Here is a 23,810-nt window from a genome sequence, read left to right as displayed (position 1 = left end):
CGCCACCGCGCGGCCGGCCTCACCGCAGGGCGGATGATGGCGCGCGAACAGCACTCGGTCCTCGACCCCGGCACGCTCGGCGACGGCGGGCCCCCTCCGCCGCGCGCCACGGAGAGCCGGCCGGCCCGCCTCCACGCCGGACTGCGGCGCCACCGGCGGTGGCTGTTGCCCCTGCTGGTGGTGGTGCTCCTCGCGCAGATGGCCGCCGTGATGGTCACGACCGCCGTCGAGCAGACCCCGACCATCGACGAACCGGTCTACGTGGCCACGGCCACCGTCTATCTGCGCGAGCACAGCCTCGACTACAACCCCGAGCACCCGCCCCTCGGGAAACTGGTGATCGCCGCCGGGATCGCCCTGGCGGACCCGCACTTCGATGCGAACTACCGTGGTGATCAGGGCGAGTTGGGCCGCCATCTGCTCTACGAGTCGGGCAACGACCCCTGGCGGCTGATGTTCTGGGCCCGGCTGCCGGTGATCGTACTGACCCTGCTGTTCGGACTGGTCGTGTTCGCGTTCGCCCGTGAACTCGTGGGCGCGGCACGGGGGTTGGCGGCGCTCGCCCTCTACGCCTTCTCGCCCGATGTCGTCGCACACGGCTCGCTGGCCACGCTCGACGTGCCACAGGCCGGCTTTCTGCTGACGTCGGCATGGCTGCTGTGGCGGGCCCGACGGCGCCCGTTCCTGTACGTCCCGCTCGCGGGGGCGGCGCTCGGTGCCGCCGTGGCGACGAAGATGAGCGCCCTGCCCGCCGCACCCGTGCTGATGCTGCTGGCCGTCGCGTCGGTGTGGTCCGCGCGCCGCCCGGCCGACCGTGACGCCCGGCGCCGGGCGTTGGCGCTCGGGGTCGCGGGCGCGGCCGTGGTGGCGTTGGTGACGGTCGCCGTCGTGTGGGCGTCGTATCTCGCCGTCGATCCCCGGCTGCGGTTCACGTCCACGGAACCGGTGCCCGTCATCCACGGACTGCGTGGGCAGATCGTCGGTCTGCTGCCGTTCCCGCGGGCGTTCCTCGACGGGATGCGCATCCAGTTCGGCCTTGAGGACTATCCGTGGCAGGGCTTCCTGTTCGGGCACCTCTACACCGGGTCGCACTGGTACTACCTGCCGGTGGCGCTGCTCGTGAAGACCCCGCTCGGCATGCTCGTGCTGTGGGCGGCGGGTGCCGTCGCGGTGGTGGCGGTACGGCGGTTGCGGCCGGCGGCGCCGTATCTGCTGCTCCCCACCGCCGTACTGCTGGGCGCGGCGATGGACGGCTCGCGGGACTTCGGGACGCGATACGCGATCTTCGTGCCGATGTTCCTGGCGGTGGCGGCGGCCTGTGTGCCGGCGCTGCGGTGGCGGTGGGCCGCGCTGTCCACGGGGGTGCTGGTGGCGTTCGTCGCGGTCAGTTCGCTGCGGACGTTCCCCTACTATCTGCCGTACTCCAACGAGGCGTTCGGCGGTCCGTCCAAGACCTATCTGCGGCTGCACGACTCCAACGTGGACTGGGGCCAGGACCTCGGCCGCCTCGCCGACCGGCTGCGCGAGCGGTACGCGGGCGAGCGGATCTGGCTCGTCTACAAGGGCAGTGGTGTGCCGTCGTACTACGGCATCGAATCGTCCGATCCGCGCAAGGCAGGGGTGCGCGAGGTGCACGGGCTGTTGGTCGTTTCGGACACCTCGATCGACAAGGCGACGGGAAAACTGGCCGAGTTGATCGACAGCAGTCGTCCGATCGATCAAGTCGGTCATTCGATCACGATCTACCGGCGTTGATCACCCTCTGGTCACAACGCTCTGTGAGCTATGTTGAGTGGCTGTGGGAGACAAAGGAGGCGCACCGGTGCCATCGCCGCAGCAGGCACGCGCCCAGGCATCCGTGATCACCTCGGGAAAAACCGACCCGGAAGTCGGCGCGGCACCGACGTCCCAACTCAGGGAACTCTTCGACGGGCCACGCCTGTCACCGGGCCAACGGCGCATCGCCCAGTACCTGATCGAGCACATCACCGAGGCGGCGTTCCTCTCCATCACCGATCTCGCGGAGCGCGTCGGCGTCAGCCAGCCCTCGGTGACCCGGTTCGCCGCGGCGGTCGGCTTCAGCGGGTACCCCGCGCTGCGCGAGCGGTTGCAGGCGATCGCCCTGCGCACCCTCGCGGGCGGCCCGGCGGCCGAGGAGAACCGCAGCAACGAACTGCAGGCCGCGGTCGACGCCGAGATCGCCAACCTGGAGAACCTGCGCCGGGACTTCGCCGACCCCGACCGGCTGATCGACGTCGGCCGCGAACTGTCGGCGTCCACCCCGCTGACCGTCCTCGGCCTGCGCATCTCGGTCTCGCTCGCCGAGTACTTCGCGTACGCCGCGCGCCGCATCCACCCCGACGTACGGCTGGTGACCCGCGGCGGCAGCGTCGCCTACGACGCGATCCTCCAGTCCCGCGAGGCGGGCGGCACCTGGCTGCTCGCGTTCGACATGCCGCGGCACGCGCACGAGACGCTCACCACGCTCCGGGTGGCGCGCAGCGCCGGCCTCAAGGTGGCCCTCGTGACCGATCTGGCGCTCGGCGCGCTGGCCGACGAGGCCGACGTCACCTTCGCCACCGGCACCGGCTCCCGCCTGGTCTTCGACTCGTACGCGGCGCCCGGCGTGATGGCCTCCGCGCTGCTCCAGGCCATGACGGACGCCGATCCGGAGCGCACCCAGGCCCGTCTGGAGGACTACGAGCAGATCGCCGAGCAGCACCAGTTCTTCATGCGGGACTGACCGACCACTCCCCCCTCGTATCACTTCAAAAGGGCATCGATCCGCCTATTTCGCGCATGAATGTTTTCATACGCCTTGCAAAGCGGACGGCATATATAAATACTGCTCACGGATCGCACCCGCCCCGAGAAAGCCCGGTCCGCCCATGCGCATCTCCGCTCCACCCGCCGCGCCGGCGACACCTGCCTCCCGGGGCCCTCGCACGAGCACTCCCAGCCGCCGTCTCCTACCCGCGTCGGCGCCGGGCGTGTTCGGTCGGGCATCGCCTGCGCGAGCGCCCAGGGCGGCCCCGGTCATCCCCTGGGCCGGGGCCGCCGCCCACCGTCGAACCACCCCCGCGACGCCGCACATCCGGAAGCGATGACATGCAACTGACCACCACGCGCATCAGCCAGGACTGGCCCTGCCAGGTCAAGACCCCGGGCAGCTACGACTGGGAGCGCTCGGCGGCCAAGTGGCTGCGCGAGCTGGTGCCGGCCCGCTACGCCAGCTACCCAGCGTTCATCCGCCACCCCGTGCTGCTCGCCCGCCATGCGCAGATCCAGGTCCAGCACGAGATCCGCGTGGCCCGCACCGCCCTCCAGACCGCGCGGGCCGACCTGCCCGGCATCGGTCTGCCCGAGTCGGTCATCGAGCACACCATCAAGCTGTACGCCGCCGAGGTGCTCCAGCTCCAGCACATCGCGCGCAGCGTGCGCGCGGTGACCGAGGCGCTGGTCGGGCACAGCACGGGACGCTGACCCCGCCACGGGTCGGGGTGTCGGTCGTCAGGTCGTCAGTCGTCGTCGCGGTGGAGCCAGTACCAGAACACCCCGACGACGAGGGCCAGCAGAAGGACTCCGGGCAGGATCAGACCCGGGACGCGGGAGCCGCTCATCGGCGTGGCCTTCGGTTCGCAGCGGGCACGACACCGCCGACCTGCGGCGCCGCGCTGTCCATGATGAGGCGCTACGACCCCTGGACCATCGACTTTCCGCAGGCCTTGCCGCGTGTTCGAGGAACCGTTCGACTACTGGCCGTCGTCGAGTGTCGTACGGGACTCCAGGTCCTTGCGGGTGTCGTCGCCGTACACGCCGTTCTCGTCGCCCCGGATGCCGTACCAGAGCTGGAAGCGGGCGACCGCGGCCGTGAGGGTCGCGTCGAACCGGCCGCTGGTGGACCCGTTCTCGTAGACGTTGGGGATACGCAGGAGCCGTTCCTCCAGCTCCTTCACCTCGGAGCCGCTGTCGCCCTCGCGGAGGGTGCCGGCGCCGTCCGGGTCGGCCGCGGCGGTGGCCGTGGCGGACACCACCGGGGTGGGGGTGGCGACCGGCTGGGCCGTGCTGGCCTCGCCCCTGCCGGGCAGCAGGAGAGCGCAGGCGAAGCCGACCAGCGCGGCGGCGCTCACCCCGACGACGATCGCGGCCCGGCGCAGACCGGGCCCGAAGGGACCGGTGGCCGGCCCGGGCCCGTACGGACCCGTCGTCGACAGCGGGTGCAACTCACCGGGTACGGGCGGCAGTTCCTCTGTCTCGGACTCGGAACCGAAGAACGGCCGGGGTACCGGCACGGACTCGAAGACGGAGGAGTCCCGACGGGGCTCCCGCAGCAGCTCCGCGAGATTGTCGGAGCGGCGCCGACGCAGGACTCGGGCGGGTTCCAGGACCGGGCCGCCGGACGACGATCCCGGTTCGGGCGGTGTAGACACACTGCTCTCCTTCCGTTCCGCGCGCACGGACCCATCCCCCTGGAGAGATACGCGCGCACGGCCGCCGGAGTTCAGCGCGGCACGCGCTCACTCACCCCGGGGCGGTGACGTCCGGACGAACCGGTGCAAGGACGCCTTCAGCGCGGCGACGAAGGCGTCCCGCTCCGGGTCGCCGAGTGCGTCCAGGGACAGATAGGGGTTCAGGTCCTCAAGTTCGACCAGGAGCAGTCGGCCGTCCCGGGTGCGGCAGGCGTCGACGCGCTGGATGCCGTGGTCGATGGTGTTCCAGTCGATGAACCGCTGCGCGAACTCCAGGTCCCCGGGGGCGAGTTCGTACGGTGCCAGTTGCCAGCGCTGCTCGGTGTCGGGGGCATACAGGGCGTACTGGAAGTCGTGGTCGACGAAGTAGAAGGACACCTCGTACGAGAAGTCGACGCACGGCTGGACAAGGACTTTCCCGTCCGCCAGGGCGGGCAGCCGGTCGGCCGTCACGATCTCCAGCCCTATGGAGTCGGCGCCGAGTTTGGGCTTGACGACATAGCGGTCCGTGCGGGGCAGGCGGTCCAAGTCCTCGACCCGGTCGACGGTCGGGATGACCGGGAACCCGGCGGCGCTCAGGTCGAGGAGGTACTGCTTGCCCGCCATGTCCGCCCGGCCGGACAGCTGGTTGTAGACCCGGGTTCCGCTGCGGAGCGCGCGCTCGCGGAACACGTCGTACTCCTTCTGGCGGCCGAGGACGGGACCACTGTTGCGGACCACGACCGCGTCGAAGCCGTCCATCAGCGCGGCGGCGTCCAGTGGATGACACAGCGCCAGGTCGAAGTCCTCGCGCAGCCGGGACGTCAGGGCGATGTCCTCGTCGCAGTAGCGGCGCCCGCGTGCCGGGTACGTCAGGTCGGTGACGTACAGGACGCGGGGGCGGGCAGGGGGTGTGGCGGGCATGCCGGTTCTCCTTGGTCGAGAGGGTGCGCGGAGAGAGGTACGCGGAGAGCGTTTCGCGCGGAATGATCAAAACGGTCGGCCCGTGGTCAGCGGGCGCGCGCTGCGCCACCGCAGGACGAGCGGATCCTCAACTCGGGGAGGAGCTCGATGTGTTGACGTGGGGCGGGCCTGCGTCCGCTGCCGCGCTCGGCGATCCGTCGCAGCAGGAGCCGCGCGGCCGACTCCCCCACCGCTCGCTTCGGCGGGGCCACCGCGGTGAGCGGGACGTCGGCGAGCGGGGCGACCTCGTCGTCGTAGGCGATGAGCGCCAGGTCGTCCGGGACCCGGATGCCGCGCGCCTGGAGCCGGGGCACGAGCACGATGGCGTCCTCGTCACTGTGCACGAGGGCGGCGGTGACTCCGCGCTCGCGGACCGCGTCGACCAGGTAGTCCACGCTCGACTCGTAGTCGCCGTGTTCGCGGACGGACGGCGCGCCCCGGGCGTCGTCGAGACCGAGGGAGCGTACGGCCGACTCGTAGCCCGCGATGATCTGCGCGGCGTGCGGGCCCTCCTGGAGTACGGCGGTGATCCGGTGGTGGCCGAGGGAGGCGAAGTGGCCGACGGCGACGGCGGCTCCGTGGGCGCGGTCGGTGCGCACCCGGTCCAGGGCGGCCGCGGGGTTGCCGGGCGGGGCGGCGCGTTCGACCAGGACGGTGGGTACGCCCCGGTCGAGGAGCCACTGTTCCTGGCCGCCGACGGGTGCGCCGCCCGGCCAACTGGGCGCGACGAGCAGCCCCTCGGCGCCGCCCGCGAGGAGGTGCGCGGCCTGGACGGCGTCCTCCGCGCCGACGTATCCGGACACCCCGAGCACCAGCCGGCCGCCCCGCGCTCCCACGGCCTCGCGGGCGCCGCGCACTATGTCGGCGAAGATCGAGGCGGTGGTCGGCACGATCATTCCGATCACGACGCCCTCGGCGGACCCGGTGGTCGCCATGGACGCCGCGGACGCGGCGGGCTCCTGTCGTGCCCGCACCCCGGCGGGGCTCGCGCCGCCCGGCCACACCACCGCACCGTGCAGCCGGTGCACCCGGCCCTGGCCGGCCAGGGCCTCCACGTCACGCCTCAAGGTGACGGCGGAGACGCCGAGTTCGGCCGCGAGGTCGGCGACCCGCAGGCTGCCGCGCTCACGGACGAGTTCGAGCACCCGCTCATGGCGCTGGTCGACGTGCGGTCGCATGGGTCCCCCTGAACACGAAACTGGTCGCGGTCACTCTATGCCTCGGATCGTATCGACCGTTTTGAGCGCTGCGGTCGCATCGATCAATACGATCCGGTCGGGCAGGCAGTCCTCCGCGAGGGGACTCAGTTCCCCACCTGGAGCGCACTGAGTGCCATACGGGTCGGCCTGGTGCTACGTTCCCGTCCATGAGCTCCAAGCCGCCCATGCGGGACGCCCTGGTGGCGGCCGCCTTCCAGTTGTTCCTGGAGCGGGGCTACGAACAGACCACCATCGACGACATCGTGGCGCTGGCCGGGGTCGGACGGCGGTCGTTCTTCCGCTACTTCCCGTCCAAGGAGGACGTGGTCTTCCCCGACCACGAACGCTGCCTGGCCGACATGACGGCCTTCCTCTCGTCCGGCGGCGACGAGCACGAGCCCGTGCGGCGGGTCTGCGACGCGGCCCGGCTCGTACTGCGCATGTACAACGAGAACCCGACCTTCTCCGTGCAGCGTTACCGCCTCACCAAGAAGGTGCCGGGACTGCGCGCGTACGAACTGTCGGTCGTGTGGCGCTACGAGCGCGCCCTCGCCGACTATCTGCGCGGACGCTTCGCCGGCCGGCACGACGGGACCCTGCACGCGGACGTGATCGCGGCGGCCGTGGTCGCGGCGCACAACAACGCCCTGCGTTCCTGGCTGCGTTCGGACGGACAGCGCGACGCGGCTGCCGAGGTGGACCACGCGCTGGGCTATGTGCAGTCGGCGTTCGGACACCCGCCGGCGCCGGCCGTCGTCGAGCAGGGACCCGAGGACGTCGTGGTGGTCGTCTCCCGGCGCGGGGTGCCGCTGTGGCGCGTGGTGCAGGAGATCGAGACGGCGCTCGGCAGTGGCTGAACAGGAAAAGTAGAGGGTACGCAGTATCTTTACGCTTGGCACTGAGTGCCATACGCTGTGGTCGTGCACGGTGGCACGACGAACCGCGCACCCGCGTGCCCGGCTCGGCCGCGCGCGGGATTCCGGCCGAGCGCAGGGAGTTGACAGCGTGTACCACCACTCAGGATTCGCGACCCGTCCGGCAGTCGGCTCCCCGGCGGGCCTCCTCGATCCGCCCACCGCGGACGGGGACACCATCCTCTTCCAGCGCTGCACCTGGTGCGGAACCGCCATGTACCACCGGCTGTTGTGCCCGGTCTGCCAGGGCGGCGACCTGCGCACGGAGCGCAGCGAGGGCACCGGTACGGTCCGCCACTCCACGGTGGTGCACCGCAACACCCCCGCCGCCCGCAATGTGTCGCTGATCGAGATGGCCGAGGGCTTCGTGGTGCGCGGCCGGGTCATCGGCCCGCCCATCGGCATCCACAGCGGCGACCGCGTCCGGCTGTCCACGGCCAAGGACCCGGTGCGCGGCGAACCCGTCTTCCAACTCCGCGACGAGCCTTACCGCGCCTGGCACTGACAGCCCGACCCGCCCTGCGCGCGCAGCGGTTGGGCACCGGTCGGCGGGGCGGTTCCTGAACCGCCGTACCGCGAGCCCGGGTTGAGCCCGGGTCCGGACCCGCCGACGAAGATCGGCCGATTCCTCCTCCACAGGCAACCCACAGTCTCCGCTTCCCGTCCTCCGGGGCGCGAGGGGCTCCCGGGACCGCCGGGGCTCCCGTGTCTGGGGTTCGAGGAGGAGAACACATTGTTCCGTGCCCGGCGAATATGGGTCACGGCCGCGACGGTGCTCGCGGTGGCGGGAGGGATGTCCGGGTCCGCGCAGGCGGCGCCGGCGTCGGACGCCGGACCGTTCACGGCGACGGCGGCGGCAGACGACGGCACGCTTCCGCCGGGTTGGCGGATCACGGGGAAGGGTTCCGCGCAGCAGTTGGTGTGGCGCTCGGGCACGCGGGTGCCCATGGGGGACGCGCGTGTGGAGTTCCACGCCGGGGGCCGGCTCCTCGGCGTGCCGAGCCCGGCGAAGGACGGACGGACGTTCCGGCTCGGCCTCGGCGCCATTGCGCCCAAGCAGCTGACATTTCTTCAAGTACTGGCCGCCGGACGCCGGTTGGACGCCGCCGATGACAACAGCGGCTCCGGCAGCGGACGTTCGGAGGCGGTCGCCCGGCCCGCGGCCCCGCTCCCGGCCGGCGCGATCGATCCCGGCAAGCCGGGTGCGTACCGTACGACGACCGGCGAGTACACGCTCAACTCGGTCCGGCTGCCCGGGTATCCGCAGCCGATCGAGATGAAGGCCGTCGTGGTCGCGCCGAAGGGCGCCACCGGCAAGCGGCCGCTCGCGCTGTTCCTGCACGGCCGGCACTACACCTGCTACACGCCGGGCACCGAGGACATCACCGGCGACTGGCCCTGTCCCGCCGGCACCAAGTCCGTCCCGAGCTACCGGGGTTATCTGCGCGACCAGCAACTCCTGGCCTCCCACGGCTATGTGACGGTGTCGATCTCCGCGAACGGCATCAACGCCCAGGACGCCGACGCCGAGGACGCCGGCGCGCAGGCCCGCTCGTCGCTGGTCCGGCTCCACCTGGCCCGCTGGGCCGACTGGTCCGCCCACCCGCGGACGGCTCCGGCGGTCGTCCGGAACGCACCGCGGGCCGACCTCTCCCGCGTCCTGCTGATCGGCCACTCGCGCGGTGGCGAGGGCGTCAACCGAGCGGCGATGGACAGCCTCTACCCGCCGCCGGCCGCCCAGGACGGCTACCACGGCCCGGTGCGCTGGAAGATCCGCGGCACGGTCCTCATCGGCCCCACGATCTTCGGCCAGAACCCGGTGGCCGACGTGCCGTCGGTGACGATCCTGCCCGGCTGCGACGGTGACGTCTCCGACCTCCAGGGCGAGGTGTTCGTCGACGGCACCCGCGGAGTCAGCCGGGGTGCCGCCCTGCACAGCGCGGTCTACGTCGAGGGCGCCGACCACAACTTCTTCAACACCGAGTGGACGCCGGGCCAGGCCCAGGCGCCCGCGTCCGACGACTTCTACGACGACCCCGACCAGCGCGACGCGGTGTGCTCGCCGGGCTCCGCGACCCGGCTGACCGCCGACCAGCAGCACAAGGCCGGCTCCACCTACATCGCCACGGCGGCACGGCTGTTCGTCGGCGGGGACGACCGGGCGCGCGAGCTGCTCGACGGCTCGGGCCGCCGGGCGCCCTCGGCTGACCCGGCGCGTGTCCTCACCCACGCGGTGGGCGCGAACCGAGGTGCCGGCTTCCTCCCGGACGGCCAAGTGACCGTGTCCGGCGGCCGGTTGTGCTCCGCCGTTGACCCCGACCCGGCCGTCGCCTGTCTGGGCCCCGACACCAAGGGTGGCTCTCCGCACTTCGCGACCTGGGAGACCTCCAAGGAGGTCGGCCGCCGCGCGGTGGCGCTGCGCTGGTCCGCGGCCGGTTCGGCGGTGACGGTACGTCCCGTCAAGCCGGTCTCCCTCGGCGGCTCCAAGAGCCTCGCCCTGCGCGTGATCGTGCCGCCCAACAGCACCGGCACCCAGCTCGACGTGTCCCTGACCGACACGGCCGGCCACCGCGCGACCCTCGGCCGCGTCCGCGTCGACGGCCTGCCCGGGACGGAACGGACCTCCTCCTACTGGGCCCGCGAGGTCCGCGTCCCCCTGACCGCAGCCGCCGGGCTCGACCTGAAGCACGTCAAGTCCCTTGCCCTGACCGCGCGTTCACACTCCGGGCAGGCCTGGCTGATGGACGCCTGGGGCTGGCGCCCCGGCACTCCGGTCGCCACCGCGGCCCCGCTCCCCCGCGTCGACATCGGACGCCTCTCCGTCAAGGAGGGCGACTCGGGCGTCAAGACGTACCGCGTCCCCGTGCAGGTGTCGGGCCGGGGCAACGGACAGGTGCGCCTCTACGTCTCCGACCCGGCCACCGGCACGGCCACATCGCGACTGGTGACGGTGCGGCCCGGCGGCCACGACATCGACGTACCGGTGAAGGTCGAGGGCAACACCCGCTTCGACTACGGCAGTCAGCACGACATCTTCGTGAAGGCGGTGCACGGCGCGGTGATCGGCGCCCACCGCGGTGGGGTGACCGCCGAGAACGACGACCCGATGCCGACGTTCACCGTCACACCGGTCGCCGACCGGGTCACCGAGGGCCAGCCCCTCAAGTGGAAGGTGACGCTGTCGGCGCCCGCCGACGTGGAGCTGTACCCCTCGTTCCTCGTCCAACCGGTCGCCACCGGACCGGAGTTGTCCACCCTGGACATCGACGCGCAGTGGCTCAGGGACAACTCCGGTGAGGAACCCGCGCCGGAGCGCCCGCTGTCCCAGGTGACGAACCTGTCCCTCTGGACCTCCGTCCCGGCAGGACAGTCCAGCACGGAGATCAGCATCCCGACGGTCAAGGACCAGGTGACCGAACAGCCCGAGTCCGTGCGGTTCGTGGCCTTGGACGACAACGGCAACCCGCAGAGCGGTGGCCCGGAGTTGACCGGCACAGTGCTCGACGCGTCGTAGCGGACCGTCGTACCGCCGTATGAAGGGAAGGGGCCGCAGCGCGAGAGCTGCGGCCCCTTCCTGTTGCGTCCCTCGGACCTCGGAGGCTCAACTCGGCTTCTGTGTGCCGATGTTCATCTTGGCGCGGTTCTCGGTGAGGAGTTCCTGGACGCGTTGTTCGATCTCGCGGGGGTCGAGGCCCAGCGCGGCGCCGATGTGGGCGGACCACACCTCGGAGCGGAGGTTGGTCTCGAAGTCGAGGTCGGCGCGGACGTTCTCGCGGGCCGCCTGGCGGTTCTGGCTCACCATCACGAAGGTCGACAGGAAGATGGCCTCCAGGCTGACGATCATCGTGAGGAGCCCGTAGGGGTACGGGTCGAAGATGCCCGCGTGCCCGAGGAGTCCTTCGTTGAGGGCGATCCAGACGGCGAACCAGAGCGCGTGCAGATAGACGAAGAGCATGGTGCCGGCGAACGCGGTGATCGCGTCGGCGACCCGGTCCTGGGTGCTGCGCATCCGGGCGAAGACGACCCGCTCCTGCCGCAGTCGCAGCTCGGCAGGGGTCAGCGCGGGGTCCACGGGCGCTCCCAGGGTTGTGTGGGCAAGGGGTTCGTCCTCAGGGTGCGAGCGTCACGCGGATGCCGATGGTGCCGTCGGCGCCCCGGCGCAGTCGGCTGCCGAGGAGGGTGAGGCGCCCGGTGAGTCCGTACTTGCGCTTGATGAGGGCGCGGTAGTGGGCGGTGGTCTCGGCGTCGCAGATCTCGGCGGTGCCGGGGACCTGGTTGCCGGTCGGGTTGCCGCGCAGGTCGCAGGGGCCGACGAGGACATCGGCGCGGGCGCGGATGCGCTTGACCTTCCAGGAGTCGGCGACCGTCCAGACACCGAGTGTCTCGCCGTCGCGCACCACCCACACCGGGGTGGCGACCGGGGAGCCGTTCTTGCGGTAGCTCGTGATCAGCAGGTACTGGCCTGCGCCGAGCCGGTCCAGCGGGGTCTCGTCCATGGTCGGCAGTCTAAGCACCCGCGGATGCCCGTAGCAGGTCGAGATACCCGCGGGTGAAAAGGTAGGCGTCCCCGGGCCAGCGCGCCGACAGATAGGTGCCGTCCCGTACGACGAACGCGTGCGTGTCGTCGCTCGCGGTGCCGCGCCGGGTGAGTTCCCTGGGGCCGCGCTCGAACTGGGTGCCCGCGTCGTCGAGGGCGGCCCGCACCTCGTCCTCCACATAGGCGGGGTAGGTGCGGTAGTAGCGGCCCAGGCGCCAGGCGGTGGTCAAGTAGGCGGTGCGTTCCATGTACCTGGGCAGACAGGTCGTACGGCGTCCGGCGAGCACGCTGCGGCCGGTGTCGGGGTCCCGGGTGCGGGCCAGCACGAGGACGCCGTGGCAGATCGCGCCGACCGGGCGGCCCAACTTCCAGAACTCGGCGACTTTGCCGCTCAGTTCGGGAGATCCCAGGTACTGGCGCATGCCGGGCGCGTGTCCGCCGGGCAGCAGCAGTCCGTCGAAGCGGGTCACGTCCAGGTCCGCCCACGCGACGGTGGCGCCGAACTCCGGTGCCCGGGTGAGCTGTTCGTAGAACCGCTTGGGTTCGTCCTCGGCGCCGAGCTGTCCGAAGAGGACACCGGTCAGCAGCCGGGGGTCCGCGGCGGGCCGGGTACCGGCGCGCTCGGTGGCGAGGACGACCCCGTGCCCGGCGTCGGTGAGCAGCCGCCAGGGCACGGCGACCTCCGTGACGTCGAAGTCGTGGTCGGGAACCGGCATCAGCACACGCATGCGGTCATCATCGCAGCCGGGGCGGGGAACGGCGGGCCGCGGCCGGGCAGTGCCAGGGCCAACTCGGCCCAGCGGCGCGCCCGTTGGCCGTAGGAGCTGAAGCCGGTCCGCTGTTCGGTGAACAGGACGGCGGTGGGCCACGTATGGAGGAAGGGCACTCAACGACCGGAGGGCCCCGCGGTGTCGTCACCGCACGTTCGGGGTTCGGGAGCCATGCATGAGGCACGCACGACGACGGGTCATCCGGCGAGTCACACGGCTGGCGTCCGTCGGCGGACTCCTGCTGGGAGGCGCCATGGTCACCCAGGCGGCCATGGCCAGTGACTCTTCCGGCACGTCCGCCGCCACGCTCAGCGCGCCACAGACACCGGCGGACAAGGGTTCCGCGCTGGCCGCGAAGCTCGGTACGGCCCGAACGGCGGGCAGTTGGGTCGATTCCGGCGGCCGTACGGTCGTCGCGGTGACCGATGCCACGACGGCGGCCGAGGTGACGAAGGCGGGCGCCGAGGCGAAGGTCGTGAAGTACAGCATGAACCAGCTGAACTCGGCCGCGACCACGCTGAGTTCGGCGCCCAAGGTGCCGGGCACCGCGTGGGCGATGGACTACCGCAACAACCGGGTGCTGGTGGAGGCCGACAGCAGCGTCTCCGCCACCGCCTGGAACGCGATGACGAAGGTCGCGAAGAGCATCGGCGCCTCGGTCGAAATGCAGCGCACGCAGGGCAAGTTCACCACCCGCATCAACGGCGCGCAGCCGATCCTGTCGACCGGCGGGCGCTGTTCGGCGGGCTTCAACGTGACCGACGGCCAGACCGACTTCATCCTCACGGCAGGGCACTGCGGTCCTGTCGGGTCCATCTGGTTCGCCAACAACCAGGGCGACCAGCAGTTGGGCAAGACGGTCTCCGACAACTTCCCCGGCAGCGACTTCTCGTTGGTGCAGTACGCCAACGGTTCGGCGGGCGAGGGCGCGGACGTCGTCGCGATCGGCAACGGCAGCGGGGTGACCATCACGGGCCTGGCCGACGCGGCCGTGGGCGAGAAGGTGTTCCGCAGCGGCAGCACCAGCGGGCTGCACGACGGTGAGGTGACCGCGCTCAACGCGACGGTGAACTACCCGGAGGGCACGGTCACCGGTCTCGTCCAGACCACGGTGTGTGCCGAACCGGGCGACAGCGGCGGTCCGTTGTTCGCCAACGGGATCGCGCTGGGGGTGACCTCGGGCGGCAGCGGTGACTGCACGGCGGGCGGTACGACCTTCTTCCAGCCGCTGACCAAGGCGCTGGCCGCGCTGAACGTGAAGCTGCTGGTGGCGCCGAAGACGGCCGCCTCGCCCGCTCCGTCCGCCTCGGCGGCCGGTGGCGCGGCAGCCGCCGGTGCGGCTACGCCCGGGACCTCGGCGGCCGCGACGAACACCACCTCGGGTTCGACGACGCTGGCGTCCCGGCTGACGGACCCGAAGAACGTGGGTCCCGGTCTGCTGGTCATCGCGGGCAGTCTGATCGCGCTGGTGGCGACGCGCTGGATCCGCGCCGAGCAGGACCGCAAGGCCTTCCAGCGGCACTACTCGGCGATGTGGGGCTGATCACTCAAGGGAGTTCGACCCGGTGGATCGCTCGATCGACCGGGTCGATGGGGCCTCGATGGGGCCTGTCGGGTCGTAGAGGGCTCGACCGGCTGGGCCGTGGGTCACGAGGAAGGCCGGGACGGGAAACCGATCACGACACCTGCGGCGGCCGACGGCGACGCTCAGGCCGCCTCGGCCGGCTGCGGAGCTGCGGCGGCCCACTCCATCACAAGCCGTCGGTACTCCTCGCGCTGTTCGACGCTCAGTGTCCCGCCCGATCGGTGCCACAGGGCTCTGATCTCCTCGTTGACCTCGGCTGCCGATCGCTCGGTGGCTGATTCAACGCTGGTGGACATGGTGTGAAGCATACGTCGCCCAAGGTGAAGGCGATGTGAGTAATCACGAGTGAATCAGACATATCGGACCGTGTTGCTGATCACGTCATCTGTCAAGCCCTGTAACGCAATTCACACCTCGACCACACCCAGCACCAGCACCTGGATCGCCAACACCGCCGCGCCACGCGCCCAGTCGTGGAAGTCGGAGACCTTCGTCTCCACGTCGAGCGGGGCTGCCAGCGGATGCCGGTGGGCGCGGAGCGTGTCGTCCACCGTCTTACCGGCCACGTCGATCAGACCGACGCCCTCACCGGCGAGCAGGATCTTCTGCGGCAGCACGAAGTTGGCGATCTGGGCGACCAACGTGCCCAGCGCGCGGGCGGCTTCGTCGATGACGCGGGAGGGCATGGGTTCACCGGCGGCGGCGCGGGCGAGGATCTCCTCGTAGGTCAGGTCGAGTCCGGTGGCGGCCCGGATCTGGTAGCGGATGCTGGGGATGGTCAACAGCGAGACGGCGCTGCCGCGTTGCCCCGCGGGGGTGATCGGGCCGTTGGGGTTCAGGATCCAGTGGCGACCGAACCCGCGGTCCTCCTCGGCGTACGGCACCCGCTTGCCGCCGAGGACGAGGCCGTAGCCGATGCCCGCGCCGATGGTGAGGACGACGAAGCGGTCGAGGCCGCGCCCTGCACCGAACCAGGTCTCGGCCTCGACGAGCGCGGCCACGTCGTTCTCGACGACGACCGGCAACCCGGTGCGTTCCTCGACGAGTTGGGCCAGCGGGACGTCGCTCCACCGCAGGAAGGCCGACTCCCCCACCACGGCACGGTCCCGGACGAGACCGCCGACACCGATGCCTATGCCGGTGAGCGTGGGGAAGGAGGCGGTGAGTTCGCCGGTCATCTCGGCCAGCAGGTCGGCGACTTGGGCCGGGTCGTGGGTGGTGAGCGGCCGGTCGAGGCGGGCGATGATCTCGCTCCTGAGGGTGGTGACGACGCCGTAGACCATGTCCTCGGTGAGCTTGAGGCCGAGGAAGGTGCGGGACTCGGCGACCACGTCGAGCGGTTGCGAGGGGCGGCCCTGGCGGACCTCGGCCGGGCCGCCGCCGTCGGGGACCTCGACCAGCAGACCGGTCTCGATGAGCGGCTTCGTGAGGCGGGTGAGGCTTCCCGCCGAAAGGTCGAGCCGCTGCGCGAGCGCGGTGCGCGACAGCGGGCCGTGGACGAGCACCTCGATCGCCACCGAGCGTTCACCGGGGCTCAGCGGCTGCCAGCTGGCGGCACGTGTGGTCATGAGGGTCACACTCCCACAAGGTCTCTTTCTTTTGCCATAGAAGTAACAGGACCACCCTGCGGCCGTTAATCGGAAAGAAAGAGATCTGTGCACAGCTCTTGACGCCTGGATTCTTTCGCGACGAAAGTAAGTGCCGCGAGGACGAGCCGTCTCAGACAAGGGAGTCTCCGGATGACCATCGCCTCAAGCAGTCCCCCGACCCGTCGGCCGCGGGCCCGTGAAGACGGGGGCGACGGACGGCTGGCGGCGGTCTTCATCGCCCCGGCCCTGCTGGGCTTCCTGGTCTTCCTGCTCTGGCCGACCCTGCGGGGCATCTATCTGAGCTTCACCCGCTTCAACCTGCTGACCCCGGCGAAGTGGGTGGGCCTCGACAACTACGACCGGATGGTCCACGACCCCATCTTCTGGTCGTCGTTGCGGGTCACCGTCGAGTACGTCTTCATCAACATCGGGGTCCAGACGGTGGCGGCGCTCGCCATCGCGGTCCTGCTCCAACGGCTCACCCAGTCCGCCCTGTTGCGCGGGATCGTGCTGACGCCGTACCTGATGTCGAACGTCGTCGCCGGCATCGTCTGGCTGTGGATCCTCGACACCCAGCTCGGCATCGGCAACGAGATCATCGGCGGGCTCGGCTTCGACCACATCCCGTTCCTCGCCGACAAGACGTGGGCGATCCCGACGATCGCCCTGATCAACGTGTGGCGGCACGTCGGCTACACGGCGTTGCTGCTGTTCGCGGGGCTCCAGGCCATCCCGGGCGACATGTACGAGGCCGCGAAGGTGGACGGCGCGAGCGAGTGGCGGATGTTCTGGCGGATCACGATGCCGCTGCTGCGGCCGGTGCTCGCGGTCGTGCTGATCATGACGGTGATCGGTTCGTTCCAGGTGTTCGACACGGTCGCGGTGACCACCGCGGGCGGCCCGGCGAACGCGACGAACGTCCTCCAGTACTACATCTACGGCTCCGCCTTCGGGCGCTTCCAGTTCGGCTACGCCTCCGCGATGTCCGTGGCCCTGCTGATCGTGCTGAGCGCGATCACGTTCCTCCAGTACCGGATCACCCGCGCCGGCCAGACCGACCTCGGCTGACCGGAAGGAGTCGACATGGCCACCCTGACCACCACGCCCGACACCCCTACGACGACGCCCGGACAGGAGACCGTACGGCCACCCCGGCCCCCGCTCTCCGTCGGCAGGGTCGCCGCCTGGATCGCGATGGCAGCGATCATGCTGATCACCCTGCTGCCCTTCTACTGGATCCTGCGCACCGCGCTCTCCACCAACACCGGGCTCGCCGCCCACCCCTCGGACCCGCTGCCGGTCGACTTCACCACCGGCGGTTTCGAGCGGGCCCTCGGTCTCCAGTCGACCAAGGAGGCGATAGCGCAAGGCGGTTCGGGCGGCGGGCTGACCTTCTGGCGCTATCTCCTCAACTCGGTGGTCGTCTCGACCCTGATCACCGTCTGCCAGGTGTTCTTCTCCGCGATGGCCGCCTACGCCTTCGCCAGGCTCCGCTGGCGCGGCCGGGACCGGATGTTCGGGCTGTTCCTGGCCGGGCTGATGGTGCCGGCCATCTTCACCCTGCTGCCGAACTTCGTTCTCATCAAGCAACTCGGGCTCGTGGACACCCTGTTGGGGATCTCCCTGCCGACGATGTTCATGACGCCGTTCGCGGTGTTCTTCCTCCGGCAGTTCTTCATGAACATCCCGCGCGAGGTCGAGGAGGCGGCTCTGCTCGACGGCGCGGGGAAGATCCGGGTCTTCTTCAGGGTCCTGCTGCCGATGGCGGCCACGCCGGTCCTCACCCTGGGTGTGCTGACGTACATCACGTCCTGGAACGACTACTTCTGGCCGCTGATGGTGTCCTACAGCGACAGTTCGCGGGTGCTGTCGGTGGCGCTGGCCATCTTCCGCTCGCAGACCCCGCAGACCGGCTACGACTGGTCGGGACTAATGGCGGCGACCCTCATCGCCGCGCTCCCGATGCTCGTCCTCTTCGGAGTGTTCGCGCGCCGCATCGTGAGTTCCATCAGCTTCACCGGAATCAAGTAAGGGGCAGGGCATGCGATTTCGTACGGTCACGGCACTGACCGGGGCGCTCGCGCTGTCCCTGACGGCGGGCTGCGCCCAGGGCGACTCCGTGGGGTCGGCCTCGAACACGGTGACGTACTGGCTGTGGGACTCCAACCAACTCCCCGCCTACCAGGCCTGCGCGAAGGGCTTCGAGCAGCGGAACCCCGGACTCAAGGTGAAAATCACCCAGTTGGGCTGGGGCGACTACTGGACCAAGCTCACCGCGAGCTTCATCGCGGGTACCCAGCCGGACGTGTTCACCGACCACATCCAGAAGTTCGGCCAGTTCGCCGACCTGAAGGTGCTGGCTCCGCTGGACGACCTCGGCATCAGTGACGCCACCTATCAACCCGGCCTCGCCGCCAACTGGGTGGGCCAGGACGGTCATCGCTACGGCGCCCCGAAGGACTGGGACACGGTCGCCCTCTTCTACAACCAGAAGATGGCCAAGTCGGCCGGCCTGAGCGCCGGTCAGCTCAACAGTCTGTCCTGGAACCCGACGGACGGCGGCACCTTCGAGAAGGCGATCGCCCATCTCACCGTCGACCGGAACGGCAAGCGCGGTGACGAACCGGGCTTCGACAAGAAGCACGTCAAGACGTACGGCCTCGCCAGCGGCGGCGCGGGTGACGCCGACGGCCAGACGACGTGGAGCCCCTTCACCGGCTCGGCCGGCTGGAACTACACCGACAAGAAGCGCTGGGGCACCGAGTACCAGTACGACAGCAAGACCTTCCAGTCCGTGGTGGGCTGGTACTTCGGGCTGGCGAAGAAGGGCTATCTCGCGCCGTACACGGACTACAGCGACGGCGCCAACCCGGCCAACGCGCAGATCGCCTCGGGCAGGGCGGCGACCTCCTTCGACGGCGCGTGGATGATCTCGACGTACTACGCGGCGAAGGGCGTCAAGGTCGGCACTGCGTTCACGCCGACCGGTCCGAGCGGTGAGCGGGCGACCATGATGAACGGTCTCGCCGATTCGATCACCAAGAAGGCGCACAACAAGCCGGGCGCGGAGAAGTGGGTCAAGTACCTCTCCTCCGACGAATGCCAGAAAACGGTCGGCGGTTACGGAATCGTGTTTCCCGCGACTCCGGACGGCACGGCCACGGCCGTCGCCGCGTACGAGAAGAAGGGCATCGATGTCACGGCCTTCACCAGGCCGGTCGCCGACAAGAAGGACTTCACCACCTTCTCCTATCCGATCACCAACTACGCGGCGGACGTGTACGCGTTGATGCACCCCGCCATGCAGGACGTCTACGCCAACGACTCACCGGTCGGCGGTCTGGGCAGGACCAACAAGCAGATCAACTTCATCCTCGGTCAGTGACTCCCCGGTCAGTGACCCGGTCAGTGAATTCCTCGTCAGAGAAGGACACGCATCCATGACGTTCTCCCTCGGCATCGTCGGAGCAGGCCAGTTCTCCGGTCAGTTCGCCCGACTGTTCCAGGCCCACCCGGGCGTGAGCGAGGTCTACGTGACCGACCTCCTGCCTGAGCGGGCGGAGCAACTGGCCGCCACCGAAGGGCTGGCGGGCACGTTCCCCTCGTACGAGGCGATGCTGGAGTCGACGGCCGTCGACGCCGTCGCGATCTTCACCCAGCGCTGGACGCACGGCCCCCTCGTCCTCCAGGGGCTCGGCGCCGGCAAACACGTGTACTCCGCGGTCCCCATGGCGATCAGCACGGCGGAGATCGCGGCGATCATCGACGCGGTCCGGGCGACCGGACTGACGTACATGATGGGCGAGACCAGCCAGTACAACCCGGCGACCGTGCACGCCCGCAACCAGATCGCGGAGGGCGCCTTCGGGCGGATCTTCTACGCCGAGGGCGACTACGTCCACGACATGGATCTGGGGTTCTACGAGGCGTACCAGTACAGCGGCGGCGAGGGCTGGAAGGCGACCGCCAGCTATCCCCCGCTGCTGTACCCGACGCACTCGGTGGGCGGGGTGCTCGGCGCGTGGCAGACGCACGCGGTGAGCGTGTCCGCGATCGGGGTGGTCGACGAGCGCGGGGACGGTGTCTTCGACAAGGAGGTCAGCCAGTTCGGCAACGACTTCTCGAACGCGACCGCGCTGTTCGAGGTGGCGGGCGGCGGTTCATTCCGTACGAACGAGTTCCGGCGGGTGGGCTATCCCTCACAGATCCGGGAGTCGCGTTTCCGCTTCTTCGGGACCGACGCGAGCATGGAGCAGCTCGCGACGGTGGCCTTCTGGCAGGACAAGAAGGGGGTGCAGGACATCAGCGAACTGCTGGAGCCCAAGCCCACCATGTCTCCTGACGATCCGTCACTTCAGCACATCGCGCCGGACCTTCGGGCCGCCTTCACCTCGGGCTCGGCGCCGGTGCACGACCGGTCGCGGCTGCCCCGGGAGTTCGACAACCTGCACAACGGCCATGAGGGCAGCCACCACTTCCTGGCGGACGACTTCGTGACCGCGGTCAACTCCCGCACGCTGCCCACCGTGAACGCGTGGGTCGCGGCCCGCTACACCCTGCCGGGCATCATCGCGCACGACTCGGCGCGGCAGGGCGGGGCGAGGCTGGAGATCCCGGACTTCGGGGACGCGCCCGAGTAGCAACGGCGTTGGTGCGCGGGCCGGGTGACCGACTGTCAGGTCCCCGGCTTGCGGCCGTACACGAAGACGTCGTCGCCGTTCTTCAGCAGCGACCAGTACTTCTTGGCGGTGGTCGGGGTCATGTTGACGCAGCCGTGCGAGCCCGGCGGGTTCCACATGCTGAGGTTGACCGAGTGGAAGGCCTGGCCGCCGTCGAAGAACTGGCTGTACGGCATCGGCACGTTGTAGATGTTCGAGACGTGGTCGATGTCCCGCCAGTAGATCTTCTTCAGACCGGTGCGGGTCTCGTAGCCGTTGCGGCCGGTGCGCACCGGGACCGGGCCGTAGACGAGCCGGCTGCCGTCCTGGATCCAGCTGATCTGGAGCGTGAGGTTCACGCAGGCGATGCGGCCCTTGTTCGTCGGGCACTTGCCGGCCGCGTTGGGCTTGTTGCCGACGGCCTTCTGCTTGTTCATGAGGTCCATCACGCCCCAGGTGACGGACCCGGCGTAGCCGATGTTGGGCGTGATGCCGTGCTTGGTCTGGAAGGCCCGGATGGCCGTGCAGTCGGCGGCGGACTGCTTGCCGTCGACCGGCCGGCCGAGGAACTTCTCCACCTGCTTCTGGTACGGCCCCGCCTGCGTCGTACAGCTCGCCGCCGCGGCCGGCGTGCTGCCCAGCGCGAGCGTGAGCGGTGCCACCAGCCCGGTTATCCCAAGCACTATGGCACCTCGTCTGCGTATGTCCCCCATGTCGGACCCTCCCCGTCAGCCAGTACTGCGATCTCTGCCACCTAGACCGGAGTATGGCGGTCGAGGTTGTAGTCCCGGTCACGCTGCGACGAAACAGTGACATTCCTCGCGCGACGGCCGGTGTGCGCGCCGGTGGCCGTTCGCCGCTCAGCAGTCCAGTTCCCCGGAAGTGGACCGATACCCCGCCCGCGACCTCGGCCTACGCTGCCGCCCATGCACCGCACTCTCGCCGACGATCTCTCCCGGCTCCCCGCACTCCTGCAGTCCGCCCGTGACCTGGCCGCAGCCGAGCTGGACGGGGTGGCCGAGAGGCCGGTCGTCCGGCTCGACAAGGCGCCCGGCCGGGAGCCGCTGCCGGTCGAGGGGGCCGGCGGCGAGGCGGCGCTCGCCCGGTTCACGGAACGGTGGGCGCCCGGGCTGTCGGGATCGGCCGGCCCGCGCTATCTCGGCTTCGTGACCGGTGGGGCGACGCCCGCGTCGGTCGCCGGGGACTGGCTGACCAGTGCGTACGACCAGAACGTGTCCGGGGCGGCCGGTTCCTGGGCGGCGGCCCTGGAGCGGGAGACGGTCGACTGGCTGCGTGAGCTCTTCGGGCTCGGCGAGGCGCACTCCGGGGCCTTCGTCACCGGCGCGACCGTGTCCAACACGGTGGGGCTGGCGATCGCCCGCGAGTGGCTCGGCGAGCGGCTGGGCGTGGACGTGTCCCGGGCCGGGGCCGCCGCGCTCGGCCCGGTCGACGTGCTCTCCGGCAGCCCGCACTCCAGCGTCACCAAGGCGCTGTCCGTCCTGGGCATCGGCCGCGACCGGCTGCGCCACGTGCCGGTGCTCGCCGGGAACCGCGAGGCGGTCGACGTGGCCCGACTCGACGCCGCGCTGGCCGAGTTGGACGGCCGCCCGGCGATCGTCGTCGCGAACGCCGGGACGGTGAACACCGTCGACTTCGACGATCTGCGCGCGATCGCGGCCCTCAAGGAGCGGTACGACTTCTGGCTGCACGTGGACGCCGCGTTCGGCGGCTTCGCCGCGCTCTCCCCCACGTACGCGCACCTCGTCGACGGCCTCGACGCGGCCGACTCGGTCTGCGTGGACCTCCACAAGTGGCTCAACGTGCCCTACGACGCGGCCGTCCAGTTCACCCGCCGCCGTGACCTCCAGGTCAGGGTGTTCCACAACGCGTCCCCGTACCTCGGCCCGCCCACCGGCGACCCGGACTCCCTCCACCTCACCCCCGAGAACTCCCGCCGGCTGCGCGCCCTCCCCGCCTGGTTCTCCCTCCTGGCCTACGGCAGCGCCGGGCACCGCGAGATCGTCGAGCGCAACGTCGCCCTCGCCCACCGTCTCGGCGCGGGCGTCGCCGCGCTCCCGGGTCTGCGGCTGTCGGCGCCGGTCCGGCTGAACGTCGTCTGCTTCACCCTCGCCGAGAACCCCACGCAGGAGCGGGTGGCCGCCGTGGCGGAGGCCGTGGCCGCCGGCGGCGAGGCGTTCCTGACGCCGACGGTGTACGACGGGACGCCCGCGCTGCGTGCCGCGTTCAGCAACTGGCGTACGTCGGAGGCCGATACGGACCGGGTGCTGGCGGCGCTGGCCTCACTGCCCCTCGCCGGCCTGCTCTGAAAGAGCCCTGCGGAAACCGGTGGCCACCGCGGTGACCCCTCCGTCGACGGTGAGCGTGGTCCCGGTGATCCAGGAGGCGTCGCGTGAGGCGAGGAAGGCGACGGCCGCGGCGATGTCCTCGGGCTCGCCGACCCGGCCCAGCGGATACAGCCCGCTCAGCGCGTCCAGGTCGTCGTCCCGGCCCTCCCAGGCGGAGGTGCGGACCGTGCCCGGCACCACCAGGTTGACCCGCACACCCCGCCGGGCGGCCTGTCCGGCGAGGGTACGGGTCAACGAGACGAGTCCGGCCTTGGCAGCGCTGTAGGCGTGGTTGCCGAAGTCCTGGGCCCCGTTGACGGAACCGATGCCGACGATCGCCCCGCGCCCGGAGGCGACGAGGTGCGGAAGTGCGGCGCGGCAGCAACGGAACGTCCCGGTCAGCGTGATGTCGAGGTCACGCGCCCACTCGTCGTCCGGTTCGTCCTCGAAGAGCGGGACGTCGGGCGTGCAGTGCGCGGCACAGTTGACCAGGACGTCGAGCGACCCGAAGGTGCCGACAGCGTGCGCGACGGCCCGCTCGACCGCGCCCTGGTCCCCCACGTCACAGCCCAACGCCGAGGCTGACAGCCCGAGTTCACGCAAGGCCGCCGCCGTCTTCTCCGCCTCGGGCAGATCGGCGTCGGTCACCAGCACCCGCGCCCCCTCCTCGGCGAGGCGCCGGGAGACGGCCGCGCCGATGCCGCGGCCCGCACCGGTGACGAGAACTCCGTACCCCTCGAAGCGCGTTGTGTCAGTCATGCGCCCGAACGTACTGCCGGAGCGATCAACTCGGCAGATACCG

At 70.5% G+C, this 23,810-nt stretch carries 23 protein-coding genes; 12 read left to right on the top strand and 11 right to left on the bottom strand.

Features of this window, described 5'->3' with window-relative positions:
* Window positions 1-33 precede the first annotated feature (33 nt).
* The 3 genes from ACIRRY_RS05525 to ACIRRY_RS05515 all read left to right on the top strand — a co-directional run bounded on the left by ACIRRY_RS05525 (window position 34) and on the right by ACIRRY_RS05515 (window position 3,483).
* Entirely contained in the window at window positions 34-1,755 is a 1,722-nt protein-coding gene (locus ACIRRY_RS05525) for a phospholipid carrier-dependent glycosyltransferase (protein WP_403968173.1), read from the top strand.
* Between the two features lie 67 nt (window positions 1,756-1,822).
* The gene (locus ACIRRY_RS05520; protein WP_403968171.1) at window positions 1,823-2,743 is read left to right on the top strand and encodes a MurR/RpiR family transcriptional regulator; all 921 of its coding nucleotides are present in this window, start codon (window positions 1,823-1,825) and stop codon (window positions 2,741-2,743) included.
* Between the two features lie 365 nt (window positions 2,744-3,108).
* On the top strand, window positions 3,109-3,483 hold the full coding sequence (locus ACIRRY_RS05515; protein ID WP_019064417.1) for a hypothetical protein: 375 nt from the start codon (window positions 3,109-3,111) through the stop codon (window positions 3,481-3,483).
* A gap of 269 nt (window positions 3,484-3,752) precedes the next feature.
* Here ACIRRY_RS05515 and ACIRRY_RS05510 read toward each other — a convergent pair whose 3' ends face one another.
* From ACIRRY_RS05510 to ACIRRY_RS05500, 3 genes are all read right to left on the bottom strand, one after another.
* Window positions 3,753-4,430: a peptidoglycan-binding protein gene (locus ACIRRY_RS05510; RefSeq protein ID WP_403968169.1), complete on the bottom strand. Its 678-nt coding sequence runs from the start codon at window positions 4,428-4,430 to the stop codon at window positions 3,753-3,755.
* A gap of 87 nt (window positions 4,431-4,517) precedes the next feature.
* Complete coding sequence (locus ACIRRY_RS05505) at window positions 4,518-5,372, bottom strand: hypothetical protein (RefSeq protein WP_403968167.1); 855 nt, start codon at window positions 5,370-5,372, stop codon at window positions 4,518-4,520.
* 86 nt (window positions 5,373-5,458) lie between these two features.
* On the bottom strand, window positions 5,459-6,589 hold the full coding sequence (locus tag ACIRRY_RS05500) for a substrate-binding domain-containing protein (protein WP_403968165.1): 1,131 nt from the start codon (window positions 6,587-6,589) through the stop codon (window positions 5,459-5,461).
* 206 nt (window positions 6,590-6,795) lie between these two features.
* On the opposite strand from ACIRRY_RS05500, the gene ACIRRY_RS05495 reads away from it, so the two are divergent.
* The 3 genes from ACIRRY_RS05495 to ACIRRY_RS05485 all read left to right on the top strand — a co-directional run bounded on the left by ACIRRY_RS05495 (window position 6,796) and on the right by ACIRRY_RS05485 (window position 11,038).
* Complete coding sequence (locus ACIRRY_RS05495; RefSeq protein ID WP_403968359.1) at window positions 6,796-7,467, top strand: TetR family transcriptional regulator; 672 nt, start codon at window positions 6,796-6,798, stop codon at window positions 7,465-7,467.
* Window positions 7,468-7,615: 148 nt separating this feature from the next.
* Complete coding sequence (locus tag ACIRRY_RS05490) at window positions 7,616-8,029, top strand: Zn-ribbon domain-containing OB-fold protein (protein ID WP_403968163.1); 414 nt, start codon at window positions 7,616-7,618, stop codon at window positions 8,027-8,029.
* 228 nt (window positions 8,030-8,257) lie between these two features.
* Entirely contained in the window at window positions 8,258-11,038 is a 2,781-nt protein-coding gene (locus tag ACIRRY_RS05485; RefSeq protein ID WP_403968161.1) for a hypothetical protein, read from the top strand.
* 87 nt (window positions 11,039-11,125) lie between these two features.
* Here ACIRRY_RS05485 and ACIRRY_RS05480 read toward each other — a convergent pair whose 3' ends face one another.
* The 4 genes from ACIRRY_RS05480 to ACIRRY_RS05465 are packed head-to-tail and all read right to left on the bottom strand — an operon-like array spanning window position 11,126 to window position 12,947.
* Entirely contained in the window at window positions 11,126-11,596 is a 471-nt protein-coding gene (locus ACIRRY_RS05480; RefSeq protein ID WP_403968159.1) for a DUF1003 domain-containing protein, read from the bottom strand.
* Between the two features lie 37 nt (window positions 11,597-11,633).
* Window positions 11,634-12,020 (bottom strand): PPOX class F420-dependent oxidoreductase, encoded by a 387-nt coding sequence (locus ACIRRY_RS05475; RefSeq protein ID WP_403968158.1) that lies wholly within the window; start codon window positions 12,018-12,020, stop codon window positions 11,634-11,636.
* 10 nt (window positions 12,021-12,030) lie between these two features.
* Window positions 12,031-12,789: a type 1 glutamine amidotransferase domain-containing protein gene (locus ACIRRY_RS05470; RefSeq protein ID WP_403968156.1), complete on the bottom strand. Its 759-nt coding sequence runs from the start codon at window positions 12,787-12,789 to the stop codon at window positions 12,031-12,033.
* Window positions 12,777-12,947 carry a hypothetical protein gene (locus tag ACIRRY_RS05465; RefSeq protein ID WP_403968154.1) on the bottom strand — a complete coding sequence of 57 codons (171 nt, stop codon included), beginning with the start codon at window positions 12,945-12,947 and terminating at the stop codon, window positions 12,777-12,779. Before ACIRRY_RS05465 ends, ACIRRY_RS05470 begins: the two co-directional genes overlap by 13 nt.
* 59 nt (window positions 12,948-13,006) lie before the next feature.
* On the opposite strand from ACIRRY_RS05465, the gene ACIRRY_RS05460 reads away from it, so the two are divergent.
* The gene (locus ACIRRY_RS05460; protein ID WP_403968152.1) at window positions 13,007-14,374 is read left to right on the top strand and encodes a S1 family peptidase; all 1,368 of its coding nucleotides are present in this window, start codon (window positions 13,007-13,009) and stop codon (window positions 14,372-14,374) included.
* A 164-nt stretch (window positions 14,375-14,538) separates the two neighbouring features.
* Here the strand turns inward: ACIRRY_RS05460 and ACIRRY_RS05455 are convergent, their stop codons facing one another.
* Entirely contained in the window at window positions 14,539-14,724 is a 186-nt protein-coding gene (locus ACIRRY_RS05455; RefSeq protein WP_327399287.1) for a hypothetical protein, read from the bottom strand.
* 99 nt (window positions 14,725-14,823) lie between these two features.
* Window positions 14,824-15,984 (bottom strand): ROK family protein, encoded by a 1,161-nt coding sequence (locus ACIRRY_RS05450; protein ID WP_403968150.1) that lies wholly within the window; start codon window positions 15,982-15,984, stop codon window positions 14,824-14,826.
* Window positions 15,985-16,155: 171 nt separating this feature from the next.
* Between ACIRRY_RS05450 and ACIRRY_RS05445 the strand changes: the two genes are divergently transcribed.
* From ACIRRY_RS05445 to ACIRRY_RS05430, 4 genes are read left to right on the top strand one after another with little or no spacing between them, the layout of a single operon-like run.
* Window positions 16,156-17,073 carry a carbohydrate ABC transporter permease gene (locus ACIRRY_RS05445; RefSeq protein ID WP_403968148.1) on the top strand — a complete coding sequence of 306 codons (918 nt, stop codon included), beginning with the start codon at window positions 16,156-16,158 and terminating at the stop codon, window positions 17,071-17,073.
* 15 nt (window positions 17,074-17,088) lie between these two features.
* The gene (locus ACIRRY_RS05440) at window positions 17,089-18,036 is read left to right on the top strand and encodes a carbohydrate ABC transporter permease (RefSeq protein WP_403968146.1); all 948 of its coding nucleotides are present in this window, start codon (window positions 17,089-17,091) and stop codon (window positions 18,034-18,036) included.
* Between the two features lie 10 nt (window positions 18,037-18,046).
* A complete protein-coding gene (locus ACIRRY_RS05435) occupies window positions 18,047-19,390 on the top strand; it encodes an ABC transporter substrate-binding protein (RefSeq protein ID WP_403968144.1) in 1,344 nt (447 codons plus the stop codon).
* Between the two features lie 55 nt (window positions 19,391-19,445).
* On the top strand, window positions 19,446-20,645 hold the full coding sequence (locus ACIRRY_RS05430; protein WP_403968142.1) for a Gfo/Idh/MocA family protein: 1,200 nt from the start codon (window positions 19,446-19,448) through the stop codon (window positions 20,643-20,645).
* Between the two features lie 35 nt (window positions 20,646-20,680).
* On the opposite strand, the gene ACIRRY_RS05425 is transcribed toward ACIRRY_RS05430, so the two are convergent.
* Window positions 20,681-21,376, bottom strand: a complete 696-nt coding sequence (locus ACIRRY_RS05425; RefSeq protein WP_403968140.1) for a L,D-transpeptidase family protein — start codon at window positions 21,374-21,376, stop codon at window positions 20,681-20,683.
* Window positions 21,377-21,589: 213 nt separating this feature from the next.
* Here ACIRRY_RS05425 and ACIRRY_RS05420 point away from each other — a divergent pair, with 213 nt between their 5' ends.
* Window positions 21,590-22,990 (top strand): pyridoxal phosphate-dependent decarboxylase family protein, encoded by a 1,401-nt coding sequence (locus ACIRRY_RS05420; protein ID WP_403968138.1) that lies wholly within the window; start codon window positions 21,590-21,592, stop codon window positions 22,988-22,990.
* Here ACIRRY_RS05420 and ACIRRY_RS05415 read toward each other — a convergent pair.
* On the bottom strand, window positions 22,964-23,767 hold the full coding sequence (locus ACIRRY_RS05415) for an SDR family NAD(P)-dependent oxidoreductase (RefSeq protein WP_403968136.1): 804 nt from the start codon (window positions 23,765-23,767) through the stop codon (window positions 22,964-22,966). The two genes, ACIRRY_RS05420 and ACIRRY_RS05415, sit on opposite strands and share 27 nt — an antisense overlap.
* Between the last annotated feature and the right edge of the window lie 43 nt (window positions 23,768-23,810).

It is taken from the genome of Streptomyces sp. NPDC101776 (genome assembly GCF_044766845.1).
Lineage (GTDB): Bacteria > Actinomycetota > Actinomycetes > Streptomycetales > Streptomycetaceae > Streptomyces.
The sequence above is the reverse complement of the archived record's forward strand: the minus strand, read 5'-3'. Positions and strand labels throughout refer to the sequence as shown.

What these genes read in the sequence shown, in the direction of transcription:
- ACIRRY_RS05470 (WP_403968156.1), bottom strand. Translation starts at nt 12,789, where the DNA reads ATGCGTGTGCTGATGCCGGTTCCCGACCACGACTTCGACGTCACGGAG.
- ACIRRY_RS05440 (WP_403968146.1), top strand. Translation starts at nt 17,089, where the DNA reads ATGGCCACCCTGACCACCACGCCCGACACCCCTACGACGACGCCCGGA.
- ACIRRY_RS05425 (WP_403968140.1), bottom strand. Translation starts at nt 21,376, where the DNA reads ATGGGGGACATACGCAGACGAGGTGCCATAGTGCTTGGGATAACCGGG.
- ACIRRY_RS05455 (WP_327399287.1), bottom strand. Translation starts at nt 14,724, where the DNA reads ATGCTTCACACCATGTCCACCAGCGTTGAATCAGCCACCGAGCGATCG.
- ACIRRY_RS05500 (WP_403968165.1), bottom strand. Translation starts at nt 6,589, where the DNA reads ATGCGACCGCACGTCGACCAGCGCCATGAGCGGGTGCTCGAACTCGTC.
- ACIRRY_RS05515 (WP_019064417.1), top strand. Translation starts at nt 3,109, where the DNA reads ATGCAACTGACCACCACGCGCATCAGCCAGGACTGGCCCTGCCAGGTC.
- ACIRRY_RS05525 (WP_403968173.1), top strand. Translation starts at nt 34, where the DNA reads ATGATGGCGCGCGAACAGCACTCGGTCCTCGACCCCGGCACGCTCGGC.
- ACIRRY_RS05430 (WP_403968142.1), top strand. Translation starts at nt 19,446, where the DNA reads ATGACGTTCTCCCTCGGCATCGTCGGAGCAGGCCAGTTCTCCGGTCAG.
- ACIRRY_RS05435 (WP_403968144.1), top strand. Translation starts at nt 18,047, where the DNA reads ATGCGATTTCGTACGGTCACGGCACTGACCGGGGCGCTCGCGCTGTCC.
- ACIRRY_RS05420 (WP_403968138.1), top strand. Translation starts at nt 21,590, where the DNA reads ATGCACCGCACTCTCGCCGACGATCTCTCCCGGCTCCCCGCACTCCTG.
- ACIRRY_RS05460 (WP_403968152.1), top strand. Translation starts at nt 13,007, where the DNA reads ATGAGGCACGCACGACGACGGGTCATCCGGCGAGTCACACGGCTGGCG.
- ACIRRY_RS05445 (WP_403968148.1), top strand. Translation starts at nt 16,156, where the DNA reads ATGACCATCGCCTCAAGCAGTCCCCCGACCCGTCGGCCGCGGGCCCGT.
- ACIRRY_RS05505 (WP_403968167.1), bottom strand. Translation starts at nt 5,372, where the DNA reads ATGCCCGCCACACCCCCTGCCCGCCCCCGCGTCCTGTACGTCACCGAC.
- ACIRRY_RS05475 (WP_403968158.1), bottom strand. Translation starts at nt 12,020, where the DNA reads ATGGACGAGACCCCGCTGGACCGGCTCGGCGCAGGCCAGTACCTGCTG.
- ACIRRY_RS05450 (WP_403968150.1), bottom strand. Translation starts at nt 15,984, where the DNA reads ATGACCACACGTGCCGCCAGCTGGCAGCCGCTGAGCCCCGGTGAACGC.
- ACIRRY_RS05415 (WP_403968136.1), bottom strand. Translation starts at nt 23,767, where the DNA reads ATGACTGACACAACGCGCTTCGAGGGGTACGGAGTTCTCGTCACCGGT.
- ACIRRY_RS05495 (WP_403968359.1), top strand. Translation starts at nt 6,796, where the DNA reads ATGCGGGACGCCCTGGTGGCGGCCGCCTTCCAGTTGTTCCTGGAGCGG.